The sequence below is a fragment of the Psychrobacter sp. CAL346-MNA-CIBAN-0220 genome, from assembly GCF_040309805.1.
Taxonomy (GTDB): domain Bacteria; phylum Pseudomonadota; class Gammaproteobacteria; order Pseudomonadales; family Moraxellaceae; genus Psychrobacter.
On record NZ_JBEOPF010000001.1, the window covers coordinates 277371 to 296659 of the forward strand.

Genomic DNA, 19289 nt, shown 5'->3' on the forward strand with positions numbered 1-19289 from the left:
TACTATAGCAATAATTACTCTAGTAACAGTCATAACGAAGTGTCAATCATAACTATGTAAAGTGGGGCAGATACCGTTAGGCTTTATAGCGTATAACGGGCTGGCCAAACTGTACGACCTCAGAGTTATCCACTAAGATTTCATCAACGACACCACTTTGAGTCGCTTCAAGCGGGTTCATAATTTTCATTGCTTCAATGATGCCAACTGTATCACCAGCTTGCACTTTTTGACCGACTTTGACAAAGGGGGGATCGTTAGGGCTAGGAGCAGAATAAAAGACACCTACCATGGGTGAGGTCTCAACGCTACCAGCTTTTACATGTGCTTTGGCGTCAATAGCAACAGGTGCAGCGCCAGCAGTAGGAGCAGCCATCATCGTTGGGGCAGGAGCGTCGTAATGACGGGTAAGGCTAATGTGCTCATCGTCTGAACTGACTTCTAAGTTAACCAGTTCATTTTCTTCCATGAGGGTGATTAGAGTGCGTATTTTTTCAATATCCATAATTTTAATGAGACCTTATACTAAAATTTAAGAAAAAAATAGTGTAACAAAATATTGTTTGATTAATCGCTAATGATACCTATATTCGGTGCAATGAGCAATCGATGTACAGTTGTTAACTGGAAATTTTTACATATCATTGACGCAAGTTGACATATTAATGAGTCATACCTTGCAATTATAGCGTTGAGATTAAGAATGGCTTAGTTGTTAGGGTGGTTTTTTGCGACTTTAAAGTGCAACTCAAGACTTTATCTATAAAAACTCAGGTATTTATCATAGTCTATGTGAGCAGGTAGTGCTAGCGTTGATTACCACATGCTACGATAGACAAGCATACTAGAAAAACTAGAGAGTCTTATAAGATAATAATTAGAATTTTTATATAACAAAAGTTAGAAGCGCATCCATGCGCTGCATACTCGAGAGAAGATCCATTGGCTATGCGCTCAGTTTATTGTCCTGATGGTTATCAGGATCATTGTCAACCTGAGCACAAACGTTCTATTAATAGGCTAAGCCCACTGTGACCACAAGCGTTTTTGTTGATAACGCAGACGTAATGTGAGTAGGATAGAAGATAAGAATAGACCGGTAATTAATGCCATCCAAAATCCTTGCGCGCCAACATCCGTAAAGCGCACTAAATAGATTCCAAGCGGCAAAGCGACTATCCAATAACAAAATAGAGTCACCCACATCGGTACAGTAGTGTCTTGCATACCACGTAAAATACCAGCAATATTAACCTGCCAGCCATCAAATAACTGATAAGCGAGCGCAAAGATTAACAGATGCATCGCTTGTGCTCGTACTTCTAGATTATCAGTGAAAGCGGCAGCCAGCTGTGGCCTAAATAGCCAAATTCCAAGCATACAAACGATGGCAATAAGTACGGTCCAAATAAGCCCAGTCGCTTGTACATGACGCAGAGCAAGGAGATTTTTCTCACCAAAGCGATTGGATACCATAATCGTCAGTGCCATCGCTACCGATATGGGGATCATAAATAGCTGCGAAGTCACAGCCAGTGCCACTTGATGCGAGGCGGTTGCCAATTCGCCTAACGGACTGATAACCAGTGCCCCTAAGCTAAATAAACTGGCCTCAAAAAAGATAGAGATGCCAATTGGTATACCCAGCTTAAGTAGCTTGGTGATTTGCTCGCGATTGGGTTTAGTGAAGCTATAAAAAAAGCGGGTGCTGGCAAATTGCTGGCGCTTAGTAAAGGTGGTGTAAGCGCCTAATAATAGCACGTTAATCCATAGTACTAGCGCTGTTGCTACCCCGCAGCCAGCTCCGCCAAGCTCTGGCATTCCATATAGACCATGAATAAAAATATAGTTCAGCGGGATATCTGCTAATAAACCGATAATACTGATAATCGTTACCGGTTCAGGACGACCTAGCGCTTCGCAGTAGCTTCGCAGTACCGCATAGACCGCAAGAGCAGGAAAGCCAAAAGAAACCCCATGTAAATACTGAGCAGCGATAGGTTGAATGTTCTCAGGGACGCCCATCACATTCAGCACGTTGGGCGCTAGATTAACAATAATAAAACCAATAATACCAATAACGCCAGCCGTCCATAGTGATTGCTGAGTAATATGTGGTACTTGATCGTGTTTATTTTGACCTATTGCCTCACCAATCAAGGGGGTGGTGGCAATCAAAATACCCGTTGCCAATAAAAACAGCGGTAGCCAAATACCAGAACCAACCGCCACCGCCGCCAAATCGAGCGCTGAGACCTGGCCTGCCATAATGGCATCAACAACACCAAGCGCTGCTTGGCAAAACTGAGTAATCAAAATAGGTAACGCTAGCACGCCTAAGCGTAAGCTGTAGCTCTTAAAATCTTTAAAGGATAATGGGGAAACCATAGTTAGCAACTTGTCAATTATTCACGGTGGTTATTGTTGATGGACAAATGCTGTCATCAACAAATCAATAGCGAAACAGTAGGGTAGGGATAGTGCCGACAATAGTATGTTGATGAATCATGTTAAACATAACTATAGGGGTTGATTGGTTATGGTCGGTTATTAAGAAATTGAGAATTATTACAATATAAAATGACTATGATATGAAAGCAATAAAACTCAATAATTAAAATACCAGTAAAGTACAGTCACCAAAATACGGACACTAAAATAAAAATAACCCGTCAATTCAAGTTATGAATAGACAGGTCAAAAGTAGACATGATGGTAAACAAGCCTTGCTATGATGTCAACGTTTTCGCAGTAGATAGTACGTCATAGTCAGTCATATAAAATGGCAAGTTATAACTGACTTAAGTAATGCGGTCCAATACGCGGGTGCTGAAACGGCGACGCTCATATTGACTATTAACCGGCACTACTGCGCTAAGCTATAAAGACTCAGGTAAATCTAGTACGATTGCCTGATAGCCAAGTAGATTGTTATTGGTATCAAATGCTTGTACCACGATAGCGTAGTTAATCGGACTATTTGGAATAACAGGTGTAAATCGTTCCTCCTTATTAGTCAAGACCACATTCTGCACATAACCATTTGCCCCAGATTCCGCTTTATTCACATTGATTTGGCTAATTAATACGCGTTGAGCGTTGGTAGGGTTTTTCCAAGTGATGGTTTTTTGACTGCCATTACCACTGACATCAAGAGCCATATCACCCAATTTGTAATCAAGGGCATAGGTGGTAAAGTTAGAGCGGTCACTGAGGGTATAAGTAACCGGGCAATCAGTATCGCCACTTGATAACTGTTTCCCCCCTAAATAATCTTGATACTCAAAGCTACCTTTCCACGGCTTGCCATTTATTTGATCTTTAAAGCTACCAGCAAATGTGGTCATCAAATTTGGTGTTTCAATATTTAAATCATTGATATATTTAATATCTAAAAAACTTGCCATATCAAGGCTGCCAGTCACTTTACCCACAATATAGTTGTCTACTTTAATACCTGTATTGACATCAAGTGTCCGATTTTCCTGACAAGCCTGCTGTTGATAGCTGATGCGCCCGTCAACACTACCAGCACCGTCTTCACTAATATCAAAATATACCGCACCGACGTCAATATCGTCGTTATTACCGTCATCAATCTCAACAAAGTGACCAACATAAAGACCACCACGGCCACCCTCTGGCGTCAGCTTATCTAAAAAATTATCTAATGATTCCTCTGGCAAAAATATGGACTTTAATATCTCTGCCATACCTTTTTCATCATCAGTCAGCTTATCTTCAACTTCTTTATACTTATCTTTAATTTTATCTTCAAAACGATCATATTCATCTTTGACCTGATCTTCCACGCGGTCATATTCTTCTTTAACCTTATCGCCATCGCTGCCACAGCCATTGAGTGTAAAGCCCAATATACTGATGGTTAATACAGATAATAGCAGTTTGGGTGCGCTCATAGATGAGTCCTGATTATTAAGAAGTTGCGGCTGTAAAGTGACATGGGCGTGTAGCTGCCATATGAAAACTACTATATTTCAATATAAAGAACTGATACGACACTTTGTAATATCGAAAGTTCAGTTCTGGCCGCAATATAACAAATTTTGTTAGGATATTGCTAGGAAAATCGTTAAGTGGTTTTATAACAAATTTTAGAAAGTAATCAATGCGCTATATAAATTATGGTTTAGGAGTCCTAAGCTGTTTCTTATTGGCTAAGTAATGTTGAAGTTGGGAATACTGATGTTTTCACTTTTTTTTATAACTTCAATGTAATATCTATCACCCTAAAAAATATAAAGCTGCATGATGATAAAATAAAGCCATTTGCTCACTTACTATGGTGGATTTTAACCAGTTTTAACTTTTTTGATGGTTACTGAGGTCATGATTATCTCGACAAAAGGGTTAAAAAAATATAAATCATCTAGATATATAAAGCTAATATGATTAACAGCAGGAGATATTAGCTTTATATATCTAGAAAATGTCTTCACCGTCTCTCAACAACCCAAGCGTCTCTGCCATATCCATAATTGCTAGCCAGTGTTTGGGTTCAAGCGGAATAACGGTTAATTGCTCACAGCCCTTTTTGAGTAATAATGAATCCTCAAGCATGGGTATAAATTTAAGTTCTGATAGTGGCAGGATCTGTGTCAAAGCTTGATCGAAGGTGACATCTACCATATACCAGCGTGGTTTTTCTTCGGTTGCTATAGGATCATAATGTCGATGTTCAGGATGGAACTGACTAGAGTCAGGGTAGCCTGCCTTACTGACGGTCATGATGCCCACGACGCCTGATGGTTTGGCGCTTGAATGATAGAAAAATACCTTATCACCTACTTTCATATCATCGCGCATAAAGTTACGGGCGCGATAGTTGCGCACCCCATCCCATCTCTCTGTTCCCAAACGTTGCAGGTTATCTATCCCAAAAAACTTGGGGTTAGACTTCATCAACCAATATGCCATATGTTTTATCCTATTATTGATTGTGTGCTGTTTATTATCCGGTGCTAGAGTTAATACCCAATAAAATAAATACGCAAATAGTCCTATCCCTGTTTTGGATTGTTGGGGCTGATGCTAAAATTGTCCCATACTGTGTTATAAACCTAATTAAGGCACTAGCATGCCCGTTGGTTTACGCCTTGTATGAAATACATCTTTGATTAACTAGCAGCGATCAGCAGTGCCTACTTGTGAATGTTCAACAGACCCTGGCTATTTTGCCTGCAAGAGAACGCTATTAATAGAAGCGTTTGTTACTGGTTTTGTGATCGATACGCTTTTCTTTAATATAACCTTTTTTTAAATGAGCTTAGCCGTTATCCTAGTGATACTTTTTGCTGCCAAACGCAGCGTCATTTTTAATGAATAAGTCCATATATGCTCAAATCTGAACCTAATACCCTTTTGAATGCTCCTAATTCGAATAACCCTAATGGCTATCATAATACGAGTACGGATAATATTGCTAATACGGGTAATATAAATGCGATGAGTATTCCACTTGCACTTTATATTCATATTCCGTGGTGCGTAAAGAAGTGTCCTTACTGTGATTTCAATTCACATGAACTGGGCGCAAATATAGAGCTGTCGATGTATGACGAGTATGTCGATACGCTATTAGCAGATGCGCACTTACAACAGCCGCTGACTCAAGGACGTAAGATTAGCTCGATATTTATTGGCGGCGGGACACCGTCGTTATTACCGATTGCCCAGTATCAGCGCTTATTTGCCGGTTTACGCATCCTTTTTAATTTTGCTGACGATATTGAAATTACTATGGAAGCCAACCCAGGCACTTTGGAGCATGCGCCATTTTCTGAATATCTAGAGGTCGGGATTAATCGTTTGTCTATTGGTGTACAGAGTTTTGCGGCCGATAAGCTTCAGACACTTGGACGTATTCATGATCCCGAGCAGGCATTATCAGCGATCAATGCTGCGCGTGCGGCTGGATTTGAGCGGGTAAATGTAGATTTAATGCATGGTTTACCGCAGCAGACCATGATCGAGGCATTATATGATATTCAGATCGCGCATGATGCCGGAGCGACCCATATATCTTGGTATCAGCTGACCATTGAGCCTAATACGGTATTTTATCGTAATCAGCCAATCTTACCGGACGAAGACAGTTTGGCCGATATTGAGCAGGCAGGACAGGCTTTATTACAGAGCTTAGGTTATGATAATTATGAGGTGTCGGCATGGGCTGGTGCGTCTGATGCGCCATGTCGTCACAATGTGAATTACTGGCAGTTTGGTGATTATTTAGCGATAGGAGCAGGCGCTCACGGTAAAGTTAGTATCGATAAAAATATTAATATTAATAATATTAGTTCAAAAAATGAAGAATATTCAACAGATGAGGGTATTTATCGCTTTAGTAAATCACGGTTACCCAAAGATTATGTTGCTACTACATTTATAGAAAACCAAGATTTAGACAATACAAGTATAGAAAACGAGGCTATTCAACATGCGCCAAAAATGGTTGGCTGGCAAGTGATTGCTAGTGATGAATTAGTCAGTGAGTTTATGCTCAATGCGCTGCGTTTACACGATGGGATAACATGGAAATTGTTTGAAGCGCGAACAGGGCTGGAATACAGTAGTATTGCTATACAAGTAGAACAACTGGTTAGCAAAAACTTGTTAATCAATAGCTCAGAAAACCTACAACCTACAGCATTGGGACGCCGTTATTTAAACCAGATATTACGAGAGTTTTTATAAGGGCTTTTTTATAATGTCTCTTTTATAAAAGTTTAGCTATGAGAGCTTGGTCATAAAGGCATTGTTTTTCTAGCTAGTACTAGTAAAGGGTTGGTAGTGTGCAAATAAAAAAGGCTTACCAAACGGCAAGCCTTTTTACTGCTAAATCTAATTTATTCTATTTACAATATAGAGCTTAGATTTTGTTTTGTACTTCTTGTGCAGTGCCACTTACAGCACTACCAGCACTTGATACGTCTTGGCCTAAACCTTTAAAAGTATTACAGCCAGTTAGTACAAACATAGCAGTCAAAGATGCGATAATTACTTTTTTCATAATATTTTCCTCAAAAGGGTGGATTTATGTCAATAAAGAAAATGACGCTAAGCGCTATACTTTAACGTCATTAACTGGGTGCAGGATAAAATAGCAAAGTTACGATATCAGTTTTAAGGTATTTACAAGTACCATATAAGATCATCATATCTTCTTGATATCCGTTACGGCTATCATAATAAAAGTTAAAATAGTTGCCCAGTATCAAAATGTAATTATTGACAATAAACTGTAACTTTTGATTACGGACAGTACAAGGTGTTTTAGATCCTTGTTAGTTAAGAAGTAGACCAGCCAGCTTATAACAGCGAATTTTAGAAATTTAACACCCTAGATAACATTTAAAATGTAATTATTCAGGAACTTATTATGACTACTCATATTGTGCTGGTCGCACCTAAGATGCCTAGCAATACGGGCAATATTATTCGTTTGTGTGCCAATAGTGGCGCGCAACTGCATTTGGTTAAACCGTTGGGATTTGATCTTGACGATAAAAAGCTACGCCGTGCAGGACTCGATTATCATGAATATGCCAATCTACAAGTTCATGACGATTGGACAGCGGCTAAACATGCGCTCATGAACGCTGACTGTCGTATTATCACGGCAATGACCACCAAACTTAGCACACCTTTTTATGACTATGATTTCACGGCTCAAGCAAATGCTGACTCCAAAATTAATTTAAAAAATGCGCCTGATAGGCTACCTAACGTAGCATTAGTATTTGGCTCGGAGACTGCAGGTTTAGCGGGTACGATTCGTGACGATATCGGCGCCGAGAACTGGTTGAGGCTGCCAATGCTACCTGATTCACGCAGTTTGAACTTATCTAATAGTGTGGCGATATGTTTGTATGAGGTATGGCGTCAGCAGGGCTTTATTGGCGATGAAGGCCGTAGTATTGGTTATGAGACCCTAACAGTCTATGATCCGAAGTAGCGGTTTTTATACGTCGCTTTGCTTATAAACAGTTAGGTGGCTTTGGCAGTCCAGCGAGACGATTAACATGACGCGCGACCAATCCCGTATTAAACAGTTGCTGTAGCTTTTGGTTAGTAATGTCCTGCTCAGGTAAAGTCTGTTGTAGCCACTTAATCAGTGGGCGAGTAGCAGGTGCATGATTAAACTTAGTAAAAAAAACCCGCACTTGCTGCAAAATATCCAGATGCTCAGTGTTCAAATTAATATCAAGGGTATCTGCCAACTGTTGGGCGATATTTGCTGTCCAGACAGTATAATCAAAAAGATGACCGTCTTGATCTAGTACAATGTCAGGAGTCTGAGTAGAAGGTTTGGTAGAGGTCATAGCAAAAACACTCATAAGGCAATTGTTACCACTTTGTCGAACTTGGCTTCATCAATGTTAGTATCTTGAGTTAGCCTAACCCATTCACTATCGGTTAATATATCTGTTAATTTGGCATTGAGTTTCAGTTTTGCTGTTGTATTTGCACTGAGTTGCGCGACATCATCCGCCAGCGCATAAATACCAGCAATACCTTCTATATCACCATCGCCCAAATACGCATTCAACCATTCAACAAAAGCAACGGTCGCTCCTAATAAGAGGATACTGTCGCCGGCACGCCATGTTAAGGCCATCTCCTCAACGCTATGTCTGAGGGTATCCATGGTACTGTGTATTTGGTATAAGGTTGCCATAACGGTGTCCGATTAATTGCCTACTTCAGGCCAATATTAAATATGAATATACGATACTAAAAAGTTAAGATTTGCTCAAAGTCTTGCGAATTGATAATTTCTGGGATAAGCATTAATTGGGTGGCTAAATCGTTCGGTAACATGCCAGTTAGCCAGCCACTAAACACATCATCAGGTAACCAAGCGGCAGGCATATCATATAACTCCAGCGATTGGATCATACCGTGTAAGCGCGACTTAGGCTGCATCAATAGACCAAAGACGGGCGCGTCTAGATAAAGCTGAACATCATGGCCAAAGGTCGCTAGTGTCAATGCCAGCGCGCAGCCTTCATAACTCGCCATCTCGCTACCAGTACGTAGCTGAATTAATAATTTCATTATTTGTCCTCAATCAAGCAGCCTTAAAACTGTATCAAACGGCAGTTACTTTGCATCATCATGGCAAGCTCACTCAAACCAACCAAATGGAACCCTTCGGCAATATTATCGCCAAGTAGCTGATGGCGCGCACTATTGTCGGTATCACTAATACCACGACTGAGCGCCGTGCTGACGCAAACAGGTAGCGGCAGCTTATATTGCTCTGCCAGTGCTTGCCACTGTTTCGTTAAGTTGCTCTGATCTGCAGATTGCCAGCGTAACCGATTGGCAGTATGGGCAGCATCAGCATAAAAAAAGACGTTTAATGGCTGCTCATTGTTTGTAGAGCGGTCAGTATTATCGCTATGGTTGTCGGTAGCGTTTACTTGCTCAAGTAAAGCACGGGCATAACGCAGCGCTAGATGAGCAAGCGGCCGGCTAGGATCAACGGTAATCAATAGAAGAGGGGTCATGGCTGTAGTCATAAACGTAGTATCACAAGTTAGTATTATCGTGAGTTATTAATGATTATCGATGGCTCACTATAAGTGATGAGAGGCCACCAGCAGTTTATTTTTCACTGTCCTCAACATCGCCAACTTTAATCATTTGCTTACCAATATTTTCGCCCGAAAATAGGCTAATAAAGGCAGAAGGAATATTATCAAACCCTTCGATAAGGTTTTCTCTATATTTTATTTTACCATCGTTATACCAGTCACTCAGTTGGTTTTTGGCCTCATCGAATTGATCTTTAAAATCGTAAACCACAAAGCCTTCCATACGCGCACTTTTCTTAACTAACGTGTTCATCGGTCTTGGGCCTTTTGGTGGATTTTCTTTATTATAATCGTCAATTTGACCACAGATGGCGATTCGGGCATGCTCGTTAATATTGGCAAAGACGGCATCGAATAGCTCGCCACCGACATTATCAAAAAATACGTCAACGCCGTCCGGACAGGCTGCTTTTATTGCCGCTACCATATTATCGGTTTGTTTATAATCAATACCTTTATCGAGACCTAAATCATTCTCTAAGTAGTCGATTTTTTTAGGAGATCCGGCAATACCAATGACTCTACAGCCTTTAATTCGAGCAATTTGGGAGGCAATACTACCGACTGACCCTGCAGCGCCGGAGACGACAACAGTGTCGCCTTCTTTAGGTTGGCCGATTTTTAACATGCCAAAATAAGCAGCTAGACCTGGTACGCCAAGCATACTGACCGCAGTAGAAATCGGAGCAAGCTCAGGATTTACTTTTTCAATATTGTCTACACTTGCGCTTTGATATTTTTGCCACGCAAAACGGCCATGAACGATATCACCTTTTTTAAAGTCATCGTTTTTACTGTCGATGATTTGGGCGACTGTTCTACTAGTAATAGGCTCGTTGAGCTTAAATTTATTGCCAGCGGCATCGTCATCCCCTTTAGCCATAAATCCGCGCATACCAGGATCGACTGATACGTAGAGGCTTTTTAACAGCACGTTGCCCTCAATGAGTTCAGGCATATCGATATTATTGATTTGAAAAGTGTCTGCTGTCGGTACACCTAATGGATACATAGCGAGTACGATTTCTTGGTTTTGCTCTTTTAGATTGGTATGATTCATTGTTCTTGACCTGTCTAGAGTCTTTAAATAATTTAGCAAATTAACATCCGCCTGCTATATTAGCATTAACAGCGGTATCATTAATAACTTGCTTGGAGAAAAACGTCCATCGTTCCTGGCTAAACTATTTATGCTACCATAAAGCCAACCAAATCAGATGGTAACAGCGTTGTTAAAAGTAATTTTATGCTAAAAGCATACTAAAAAATATGGCCGTCTGTAGTGACCGTCTGGTAAGAAAAACTGTAAATAATAGCCCCAAATTGAGGTTGTCTAGTTAATCTACGCTGCAAGGAGTTTTTGTCACTATGCTACCAGTTATGTCGCCAGCGATGTCATCTGCCACGCCCAATGCTGCAGGCTACCAGCCTACGACCGTTCAATTACAAGTTTTGCAGACAGCCAGTGAGTTTGCTTATCAGATTTGGGAAAGTCGGACGATTTCATGTCAGACTTTTTTGCGCAGCTACCCGCTAGAGCAGACCTTAACCCGCCAGCAGATTGATGATCTTATTCAAGATTATACCTTGGATGAAAATTACCAGCTTGCTGATGAAACTAAGGTGATGAGTGGCCTGCGTCATCTACGAACGCTGTTAATGACGCGCTGGATTTGGCAAGATGCGCTAGGGGTAATTACGCTTGAGCAGTTGACTGATGAGCTGTCTGAATTTGCTGATGGTTGTATTTTATTTGCTAAAGACTATACCTATCAGCAGTTGATCGCCCAATATGGGCAACCAACTTTTATGGATACTAAAGGCGTTCTACATATTGACGATATGGCGATTATGGCGATGGGTAAGCTTGGCGCTCATGAGCTGAATTTATCCAGTGATATTGACCTGATATTTGTGCATCAAGCACGAGGTCAGACTGATGGTGACAAGGCACAAGGCACGCGCAGTATCGATAACAAACGCTTTATGACCCGCTTTGGTCAAGGTATTATTAAGCTGCTCGATAACAACACGGCTGATGGTTTTGTATTTCGGGTAGATATGCGTTTGCGTCCATGGGGTGATGGTAGTGATTTGGCTATTCATCTGTCCGCATTACAAAAGTATTTTACCACTCATGGACGGGCTTGGGAGCGCTTTGCCTGGCTAAAAGCGCGTGTGGTTGGGCAAATTACACCGCCGTTCTATGATGAGCTACAAGCCTTAATTAAGCCATTTGTCTTTCGCTATTATGTTGATTATAGCGCCTTTGCCGCACTACGCGAGATGAAGTCACTGATTCAAAATCAAGTGGCGCAGCGCGAAGATTTAGATAATATTAAGCTGGGGGCGGGCGGTATCCGTGATATTGAATTTATTGTTCAAGCCTTTCAGCTTATTTATGGTGGACGGCATCACCAGCTACAAGTTAAGGCTTGCCTGCAAGCCATGCAAGCCTTGGACGAGCTTGAGTATCTTAAGCCTCCGACTTATGAAAACCTGCAAGCTGCTTATCGGTTTTTGCGCCGGCTCGAACACGCTATCCAAGCGATCAATGATCAACAGACTCAGCGTTTGCCGCACGATTGTCGTTGGCAGCGGAACTTGGCCATTACCCTCGGTTTTGAGGATTGGAACGCGCTGCTCATTACGCTAAATCGCCATAGAGATAATGTAACGGTACCGTTTGAGCGTATGGTAACCGAGCGACAGATACCAGCACAAGATGATACAACCCTTGAACCTGCTGAGCTGGACGAACAAATTGCTCAACTTGATACGGTATTGACCGAAGAAAGTCGAGCCCAACTACAGACATTTTGGCAATCAAAGATGGTCGCAAATCTCAGCGATGAGGCCAGAACACGCTTAGATGACGCCTATCCAGTGATACTGCATGCGCTGCTTGCCCATCAAGAGCAGCAGCAACTGGCCAATACTGCATTACCGCGCCTCATTGCATTACTTGAGGCCATTTGTCGACGCTCAATCTATTTAGTTATGATTGCCGAAAATCCTAATGCGACGGTTGAGTTGATTCCGATGTTATCTGCCAGCCCATGGATTGCTAATGAACTGGCGCGTTACCCGGTGCTGCTCGACACTTTTTTACAGCAGCGCTACCGTCATCTACCGGATAAGCCTGAGTTACGAGACATTTTACGTCAACGCTTATTACGAGTAGAGCCTGATGACGAAGAGGAGCTGCTTAGCGTCTTGCGCCTATTTAAAAAGAACCAAGTGTTGGCGGTTGCTGCTAGTGATGTATTGGCCGAGCGACCTATTATGAAGGTTTCAGATTCACTAACTTATATTGCGGCGGTAGTGTTAGAAGCAGCGCTTGAGCGTGCTTTTGCAGAGTTAGTTAAGCGCTATGGTTATCCTATTGGCCAAGATGGTGACCCAGTTACTGAGGCGGATTGTGGTTTTGCCATTATTGGTTATGGCAAGCTTGGGGGACTTGAGTTATCGTATTCCTCCGATTTAGATTTAGTGTTTTTACATAAAATAAAAGAGCGGGGTATGTCCACTGGCGAGAAGTCGGTTAGTGGTATGAAGTTTGCGGCACGCCTTGCTCAAAAGTTAATGACTTATCTCAATACCCAAACCCGTGATGGACGGGCCTATGAGATTGATATGCGCCTGCGACCATCAGGAAATGCTGGCATGATGGTCATCTCTTGTCACGGTTTTGAGACTTATCAGCGCGATAAAGCTTGGTCATGGGAACACCAAGCGTTGGTACGGGCGCGGGCAATCTGTGGTGACAAGCGTGTGACCGCACGTTTTTGTGACATTCGACGTACTGTATTGGCACTGCCGCGTACCCTTGAGCAAGTGCGTATCGAGGTAACCAGTATGCGTATTAAGATGCAAAAACATCTGGGCACCAGTCAATGGCAGCAGCAAGCGGGTAAGTTCCATCTAAAACAGGACGCTGGCGGCATTGTTGATATTGAGTTTTTGGCACAATTTGCTGTCCTGGCTTATTCACATGAGTATCCAAGCCTAACTAAGTGGAGCGATAACGTCCGTATCTTTGAGGAAGTGGCACTGTTAGGCATTTGGGAGGCGCAAGTATGCCAGGACCTAACGGATGCTTATTTGCGGATACGAGCAGCGACGCACCAGTTGGCATTGGCTGAGCAATCGCTACTGGTCGATGAAGCCTTATGGCAAGAAACACGGATGCTAGTACAAGATCAATGGCAATGTCTTATGGGGGTAGAGCCAGCACAGGAAGAATAAGCTGTATAATCAAGCCCCAGTATATAAAAGCCGTCTATGAGCGAGCTAAAATATTTCGTTTGCTACGGCTGCTGGTGCTATAATAATTCGCAAATCATAAAATATAATAGAAAGTGAGCTGTTTAACCGACATTATTTGAGCAGTAGTTCTTACTGAGTTAATGCTTGATCATTTAACGACCGATTATTTGTTTAATGGCTCCCTATTTATAGTAGCTATATTTTTAATAGTTACGCTGAACGTCATAGTCCTTGTTACTATGGCGTAGTAGCATCCGTTAATTAAAACTTTTAATAAAATTTACTCAACAAAAAAAGTTAGGCGCCAGCGCCAGCATAAGGAATATCGAATGAACATGGCAACACAAGACGGCAAGCTTTGGATGAATGGCACGATGATTAATCAGCCAGATGCTAAAGTTCACGTACTGACGCACAGCTTACATTATGGCATTGCGGTATTTGAAGGCGTACGTGCTTATCAAACCGCTGATAAGCGCACTGCGGTTTTTCGCCTGAAAGATCATGTTGAGCGCTTGTTAGGTTCCGCCTTTATTTTTCAGATGGAGGTGCCTTTTGATGCCGCTACCCTTGAGCAAGCGCATAAAGACGTCGTTAAGCAGAATAACTTATCTGAAGCTTATATTCGTCCACTGATATGGATCGGTGCAGAAAAGCTTGGCTTATCCGCCCATGATAATAGTGTCAACGCGATGGTTGCGGCATGGCATTGGGGTGCTTATCTTGGTGAGGAAGGTATCCAAAACGGTATCCGGGTAAAAACCTCCTCTTATACCCATCACTTGCCCAACGTCACTATGTGTAAGGCTAAAGCCTCAAGTAACTATCCAGTGTCCATTATGGCCAATCGAGAAGTCACTCGTAATGGCTACGACGAAGCAATTTTAATGGATTCACAAGGATATGTTTGCCAAGGTTCAGGTGAAAACTTATTCTTAGTTAAGAATGGCGAGCTACATACCCCAGACTTAGCAGGCGGGGCGCTTGACGGTATTACTCGTCGAACTATTATCCAGTTTGCCGCCGACTTAGGCATCAAAGTCACTGAACGTCGTATTACTCGTGATGAGTTTTATTTGGCCGACGAAATCTTTATGACGGGTACCGCTGCAGAAGTCACGCCTATTCGTGAGTATGATGATCGCAAAATCGGTAATGGTGGTCGCGGCGAGATAACCGAAAAACTGCAAACCTTATATTTCGATGTGGTCCATGGCCGCAATGAGAAATATATGGACTGGTTAAGCTTTATTGACTAAAGATTATTTATAAAATAATTCATACACAGTTTCATCTACAATAAAAAAGCCAAGACCTTTTTATAGTCTTGGCTTTTTATGGATATAAGAAAGGGATAGAAGTAACGAGAGTTTACTTAAACATATTTTTCCACCATCTTTTAGATTTCGTAGACACATTATAAGGGTTTGGGTAGTTTGCCATTAAGCCAATACTTTCCTCGTAATAGTGCCACATTTTCTGAATATCGTTTAACTCATATTCAATTAGAGTTTCGCAGAATAGGTGACGAAAAAAATCATCATGCATAAAAGGAACGGATAGCGTGTTAGCAAAATAAGCTAATTTATGGTAAAAGGCCTCTAAAGCTTTATTGTCAATAAAGGATACTTTTTTATAAAGTTGAATATACTTATCCCAGTTATCTGACGACAATTCCAGTTTTAACTGTTGGTAGATATCCTGACTATCTTCTGATTTGTAAGCTTCCAACTGTGCAAAGAATGTTTCATTATCAATTGATACAAGACCTTTACCTATAAAATTATAATTTTTAAGAGATTGAAGATTATTTATAGTAACTAAGCCGATTAAATTGCCCTCGGGAGTAACAATACATACTGGTTTATGACACGCTAATCCCTCTAGAGCTACACGACCCATCCCTGCCACTCCTGCATATTTCGGTATCAGTGTTGCTATATCTTTAATTTCACCTAAAAAATTTACTTGTAATTCAATATTAAGGGAGTCTATACACTTGCGTAACTCAGCGCATTTGCCGCCACCCGCAATATCTACTGTAGTTATTTTACAGTCATTTGCGGCCTGTAAAAAACGTAAAATTGATGGGTATTTTTCTGGGCTGATACGATTAACTACTAACCAAGCTGATTTTAAATTATTTGGCTGGTACTGGTATTTACCTAAGTTAATTAAATTAGGAATTACAGTTGTTAGAGGCGCTTCTGTCAAAAAAATACTTTTCAGATGCTGTGATACACTAATAGATAAGCTAAAACTTTTACCCGCCAATTGCTGAATGAATAAACGTTCAATAGGTCTACGATAAATGTCTGGCGTACCATGAATTGTAGAAATTACAGGAATTTGGCAAATTTGTGCTGCCATTACTGCTGCACAACCGAATGTATCAAGCATATGTATACTCAAGACTTGAATATGCTCATTGTGGATTGTATTAATAATATGATTAACTAGTTTTATAAAATTAGTGGCTATATCAATATCATTAATAATAAATTTATGAATTGAAAATAACTCAGATATTTTAGGCTCAAAACGTTGTTGAGGTGTCAAAAAACTAACTTGATAGTTATTTTTTTTTAAATACTGAAATTCGTCCATCCAACGGGTTTCAAGACCACCAATAATATCGAGTCGATCATAGACAAAAAGTATATTAGTAACTTCATTCGCATCGATAAAATTTTCATCAGCGAGCATAAAATATTATCCCAAACTTAATTTAATATTAGTTTTATAAATATAAGAAAATAATAAGGTAGTGGGTATGCTTATCAATCTACTTAGGATGCCGAAAATTAACTTTTTAATACTCCGACCATCTTACCAACCTGACATCATATTGCTGTAATAACTGCTCGAATTGATGACTCATTAGCCATTCATGTTCGCGCTCGCGTGCAGTTTTAATTTCATCTTGCCAATTGTTGGCAGGGACGGCAGGATGACACATAATTAGGGTGGGGGTCAAATTGTTAGGCAAGGCATTGGGTACAGAATGTATGGCTGGGATAGTCGACCCATATTGTGCATAAGTGCCAAGTGACTCAATGGCAAATAGTTGTGTATGTAGAGCAGGTGCTAAGTATTGTGTTCGAGGCGCGTTTTTTAGCCAGTTTTCCCACAGCACTGCAAGTTGTTGAACATTCGCATCAAACCCGTAAACCCCACCAAACTGGTCATTGGTTGCAATATGGTTCTTTTTACATAGCGTACGCCAAGCCCGACCCCCAAGCGCATAAATAACCCAAGATTTGAAATCATTGACCAATGGCGTGGTGATGCGTGCACTAATAGAGTTTTGCGAGCCATCACTATAACGAGTGTTTAGCTCATTAATTAAACTTTGACGAATAATAGGAAACTGATGAATGTGTTGATGCCCATCAATAAAGATTGGTGCACGCCCAAACCGATCTTCAAATCCATCGAGTTGTTGTTTAATTACCTCGGTTACTTGCTTAGCATTAAGCCGACGCAAATAGCTGGCTACGATGACTGAATTAAGTGATCCATGTAGCGCTGATGGAAAAACCCCAGTTAAGTCTAAATGTAGACCAATATCAACGTTTAACTCTGCTAGCTTACGTATATCTCCATCCGTGATAGCGCCGCCTGCCATATAACTACTGGCACCGATGCGTCCGCGCTCAGCGAGACCAATTACCGCATCGTTCACCGCACCGGACAAGCCTAAGTCATCAACATTTATGATAATAGCGCGCGCATTGTGCGATGTTTGAGAGGTATTAGACTGAGAAAAATTATTTTTTGCTATCATCATTATTTAAACGCCCAAAGTTTACCTAATGCAAAAGTCATTATGGTGATAACACCGGTCACTATTAGCCATATCAGCATATAGTAGCGCTCACCAAACCAGTTTAAACCCAATAAAAACAAGCCTTGATTGGCAATAAATCCAGCAGCGGAGCTGGCAAACCATTTCACGAGTGTTGGTAGTGAATGATGCCATGATTTATGCTTAGCGCTTTCACTATTATAGGTATCTTGTCCGAAATAGCGATCTGACTGCCGAAAAGTCAGGTAAAAATGTCCCAAAAAGCTCACCACAAACGCCACCAAAAAAGCCATAACATTGGCCCAAGCTGGAGTGATAACTGTGAAACTGACGATGCTGACCAATACTAAAAAATGTACCAAGGCTGCGCTTGCGCCGACGATCAAAAACCATAGTGCTTGCTGCGAGGCAGACTTTGTTATTGCAATTTTATTCATTGGTTTGCTTATTAAAACGTTCATTCACTACATGTTTAGGGTTTTTATCTTTAAGCGCATTAGCATCCTGTTCGCTACTGGACTGACTGCTACTAATGGTTTCATCAATTAAATATAGCGGGCGCTGTTTGACTTCTTCGTATAGCCTGCCAACATACTCACCAATTACGCCAATACAGACCAACTGAATGCCAGTTGAAAACATAAGACCAGCGGCAACCGTTGCCCAGCCTGCGACATCACTGCCAAATAGTAAGGTTTCAATAACAATATATAGGCCATATAAAAACGCTAAGGCGGAGACTACAAAGCCCATTCGTGATATTAAGCGTAACGGCTTTTGGGAGAAAGAAGTAATGCCAACTAAGGCCAATTCAAAAAGGCTACCAAAGTTAAATTTACTACTGCCCATACCGCGATTATCAGCGGTAAAGGGTAGATAGACGGTATTAAAGCCCACCCATGCATAAAGACCTTTCATAAAACGTTGACGCTCAGGTAATGAGCGTAACGCCTGTACGACTTTGCGATTCATCACCCGGAAGTCACCGGCGTTTGGGCGAATCTCATAACGCTGCCTGTCTTGAATAAAATGGTAAAAGCTACCTTTTAAAGTCTTGGCTAGCCTGCTTTCATGGGGGCGGTTGGCCTGAATACCGGCGACCATATCGATATCTGACTGCTCAATCATACTGAGCATTTTTGCCAGTACGGTTAAAGGGTGCTGTCCATCAGCATCAATCATCGCCACCACATCGCCATCTGCTTTGGCAAGACCCGCACTGAGCGCCGGCTCCTTACCAAAGTTACGCGATAATCGCACTAAAATCAGCTTCGTATTGTTTGGACGAGTTGGCATTAAAGTGGTGACCATATTAATCAAATTATCACGGCTACCATCATCAACAATAATGATCTCACATTTTGCTGATATTGTTTTATAGTTATGCTCCGTATTGGCATCATTGCTTATAGGAGCACTCAATGCTGCGGTAAATTCAAACACCTGCGGTAAAAAGGTTTGTAACGCCTCGGCATCATTATAGGCTGGCATGATGATAGATAAATAAGGATGATTTTGGGGCATGAAAATACTCATCGGCAGTGATTGATATTAGTTTTCTATGAGGCGCTTATTAACTATAAGCTGTT

At 41.3% G+C, this 19289-nt stretch carries 18 protein-coding genes; 4 read left to right on the forward strand and 14 right to left on the reverse strand.

The features are described from left to right. Positions 1–76: 76 nt before the first annotated feature. From accB to AAEY88_RS01090, 4 genes are all read right to left on the reverse strand, one after another. Complete coding sequence (accB, locus tag AAEY88_RS01075) at positions 77–505, reverse strand: acetyl-CoA carboxylase biotin carboxyl carrier protein (protein ID WP_350557823.1); 429 nt, start codon at positions 503–505, stop codon at positions 77–79. 515 nt (positions 506–1020) lie between these two features. Next, the gene (locus tag AAEY88_RS01080) at positions 1021–2388 is read right to left on the reverse strand and encodes an MATE family efflux transporter (protein WP_350557825.1); all 1368 of its coding nucleotides are present in this window, start codon (positions 2386–2388) and stop codon (positions 1021–1023) included. A 491-nt stretch (positions 2389–2879) separates the two neighbouring features. Beyond that, positions 2880–3920: a hypothetical protein gene (locus AAEY88_RS01085; protein ID WP_350557827.1), complete on the reverse strand. Its 1041-nt coding sequence runs from the start codon at positions 3918–3920 to the stop codon at positions 2880–2882. 523 nt (positions 3921–4443) lie between these two features. After that, complete coding sequence (locus AAEY88_RS01090) at positions 4444–4938, reverse strand: EVE domain-containing protein (protein WP_350557829.1); 495 nt, start codon at positions 4936–4938, stop codon at positions 4444–4446. A gap of 528 nt (positions 4939–5466) precedes the next feature. Here AAEY88_RS01090 and hemW point away from each other — a divergent pair. Further along, the gene (gene hemW, locus AAEY88_RS01095) at positions 5467–6717 is read left to right on the forward strand and encodes a radical SAM family heme chaperone HemW (protein WP_350560391.1); all 1251 of its coding nucleotides are present in this window, start codon (positions 5467–5469) and stop codon (positions 6715–6717) included. Positions 6718–6892: 175 nt separating this feature from the next. Here the strand turns inward: hemW and AAEY88_RS01100 are convergent, their stop codons facing one another. Then, a complete protein-coding gene (locus AAEY88_RS01100; RefSeq protein ID WP_350557831.1) occupies positions 6893–7033 on the reverse strand; it encodes an entericidin A/B family lipoprotein in 141 nt (46 codons plus the stop codon). A 369-nt stretch (positions 7034–7402) separates the two neighbouring features. Between AAEY88_RS01100 and AAEY88_RS01105 the strand changes: the two genes are divergently transcribed. Next, positions 7403–7978, forward strand: a complete 576-nt coding sequence (locus tag AAEY88_RS01105) for a tRNA (cytidine(34)-2'-O)-methyltransferase (RefSeq protein ID WP_350557833.1) — start codon at positions 7403–7405, stop codon at positions 7976–7978. Positions 7979–8000: 22 nt separating this feature from the next. Here the strand turns inward: AAEY88_RS01105 and AAEY88_RS01110 are convergent, their stop codons facing one another. The 5 genes from AAEY88_RS01110 to AAEY88_RS01130 all read right to left on the reverse strand — a co-directional run bounded on the left by AAEY88_RS01110 (position 8001) and on the right by AAEY88_RS01130 (position 10683). Next, positions 8001–8345: a TusE/DsrC/DsvC family sulfur relay protein gene (locus AAEY88_RS01110; RefSeq protein ID WP_350557835.1), complete on the reverse strand. Its 345-nt coding sequence runs from the start codon at positions 8343–8345 to the stop codon at positions 8001–8003. Between the two features lie 11 nt (positions 8346–8356). Further along, on the reverse strand, positions 8357–8701 hold the full coding sequence (locus AAEY88_RS01115; RefSeq protein ID WP_350557837.1) for a hypothetical protein: 345 nt from the start codon (positions 8699–8701) through the stop codon (positions 8357–8359). Between the two features lie 56 nt (positions 8702–8757). Then, positions 8758–9081 (reverse strand): hypothetical protein, encoded by a 324-nt coding sequence (locus tag AAEY88_RS01120; protein WP_350557839.1) that lies wholly within the window; start codon positions 9079–9081, stop codon positions 8758–8760. A gap of 23 nt (positions 9082–9104) precedes the next feature. Continuing rightward, on the reverse strand, positions 9105–9536 hold the full coding sequence (tusD, locus tag AAEY88_RS01125; protein ID WP_350557841.1) for a sulfurtransferase complex subunit TusD: 432 nt from the start codon (positions 9534–9536) through the stop codon (positions 9105–9107). A 97-nt stretch (positions 9537–9633) separates the two neighbouring features. Then, complete coding sequence (locus AAEY88_RS01130; protein WP_350557843.1) at positions 9634–10683, reverse strand: NADP-dependent oxidoreductase; 1050 nt, start codon at positions 10681–10683, stop codon at positions 9634–9636. Between the two features lie 332 nt (positions 10684–11015). Between AAEY88_RS01130 and glnE the strand changes: the two genes are divergently transcribed. Then, on the forward strand, positions 11016–13871 hold the full coding sequence (gene glnE / locus AAEY88_RS01135) for a bifunctional [glutamate--ammonia ligase]-adenylyl-L-tyrosine phosphorylase/[glutamate--ammonia-ligase] adenylyltransferase (protein ID WP_350560393.1): 2856 nt from the start codon (positions 11016–11018) through the stop codon (positions 13869–13871). Positions 13872–14221: 350 nt separating this feature from the next. Continuing rightward, the gene (locus AAEY88_RS01140) at positions 14222–15151 is read left to right on the forward strand and encodes a branched-chain amino acid transaminase (protein WP_350557845.1); all 930 of its coding nucleotides are present in this window, start codon (positions 14222–14224) and stop codon (positions 15149–15151) included. A gap of 112 nt (positions 15152–15263) precedes the next feature. On the opposite strand, the gene AAEY88_RS01145 is transcribed toward AAEY88_RS01140, so the two are convergent. From AAEY88_RS01145 to AAEY88_RS01160, 4 genes are all read right to left on the reverse strand, one after another. Continuing rightward, positions 15264–16598 (reverse strand): glycosyltransferase family 4 protein, encoded by a 1335-nt coding sequence (locus tag AAEY88_RS01145; RefSeq protein ID WP_350557847.1) that lies wholly within the window; start codon positions 16596–16598, stop codon positions 15264–15266. Positions 16599–16704: 106 nt separating this feature from the next. Beyond that, positions 16705–17682: a ChbG/HpnK family deacetylase gene (locus AAEY88_RS01150; protein WP_350557849.1), complete on the reverse strand. Its 978-nt coding sequence runs from the start codon at positions 17680–17682 to the stop codon at positions 16705–16707. Beyond that, positions 17682–18137: a GtrA family protein gene (locus tag AAEY88_RS01155; protein WP_350557851.1), complete on the reverse strand. Its 456-nt coding sequence runs from the start codon at positions 18135–18137 to the stop codon at positions 17682–17684. The genes AAEY88_RS01150 and AAEY88_RS01155 overlap by 1 nt, the downstream gene beginning before the upstream one ends. Then, on the reverse strand, positions 18130–19224 hold the full coding sequence (locus AAEY88_RS01160; protein ID WP_350557853.1) for a glycosyltransferase family 2 protein: 1095 nt from the start codon (positions 19222–19224) through the stop codon (positions 18130–18132). The genes AAEY88_RS01155 and AAEY88_RS01160 overlap by 8 nt, the downstream gene beginning before the upstream one ends. Between the last annotated feature and the right edge of the window lie 65 nt (positions 19225–19289).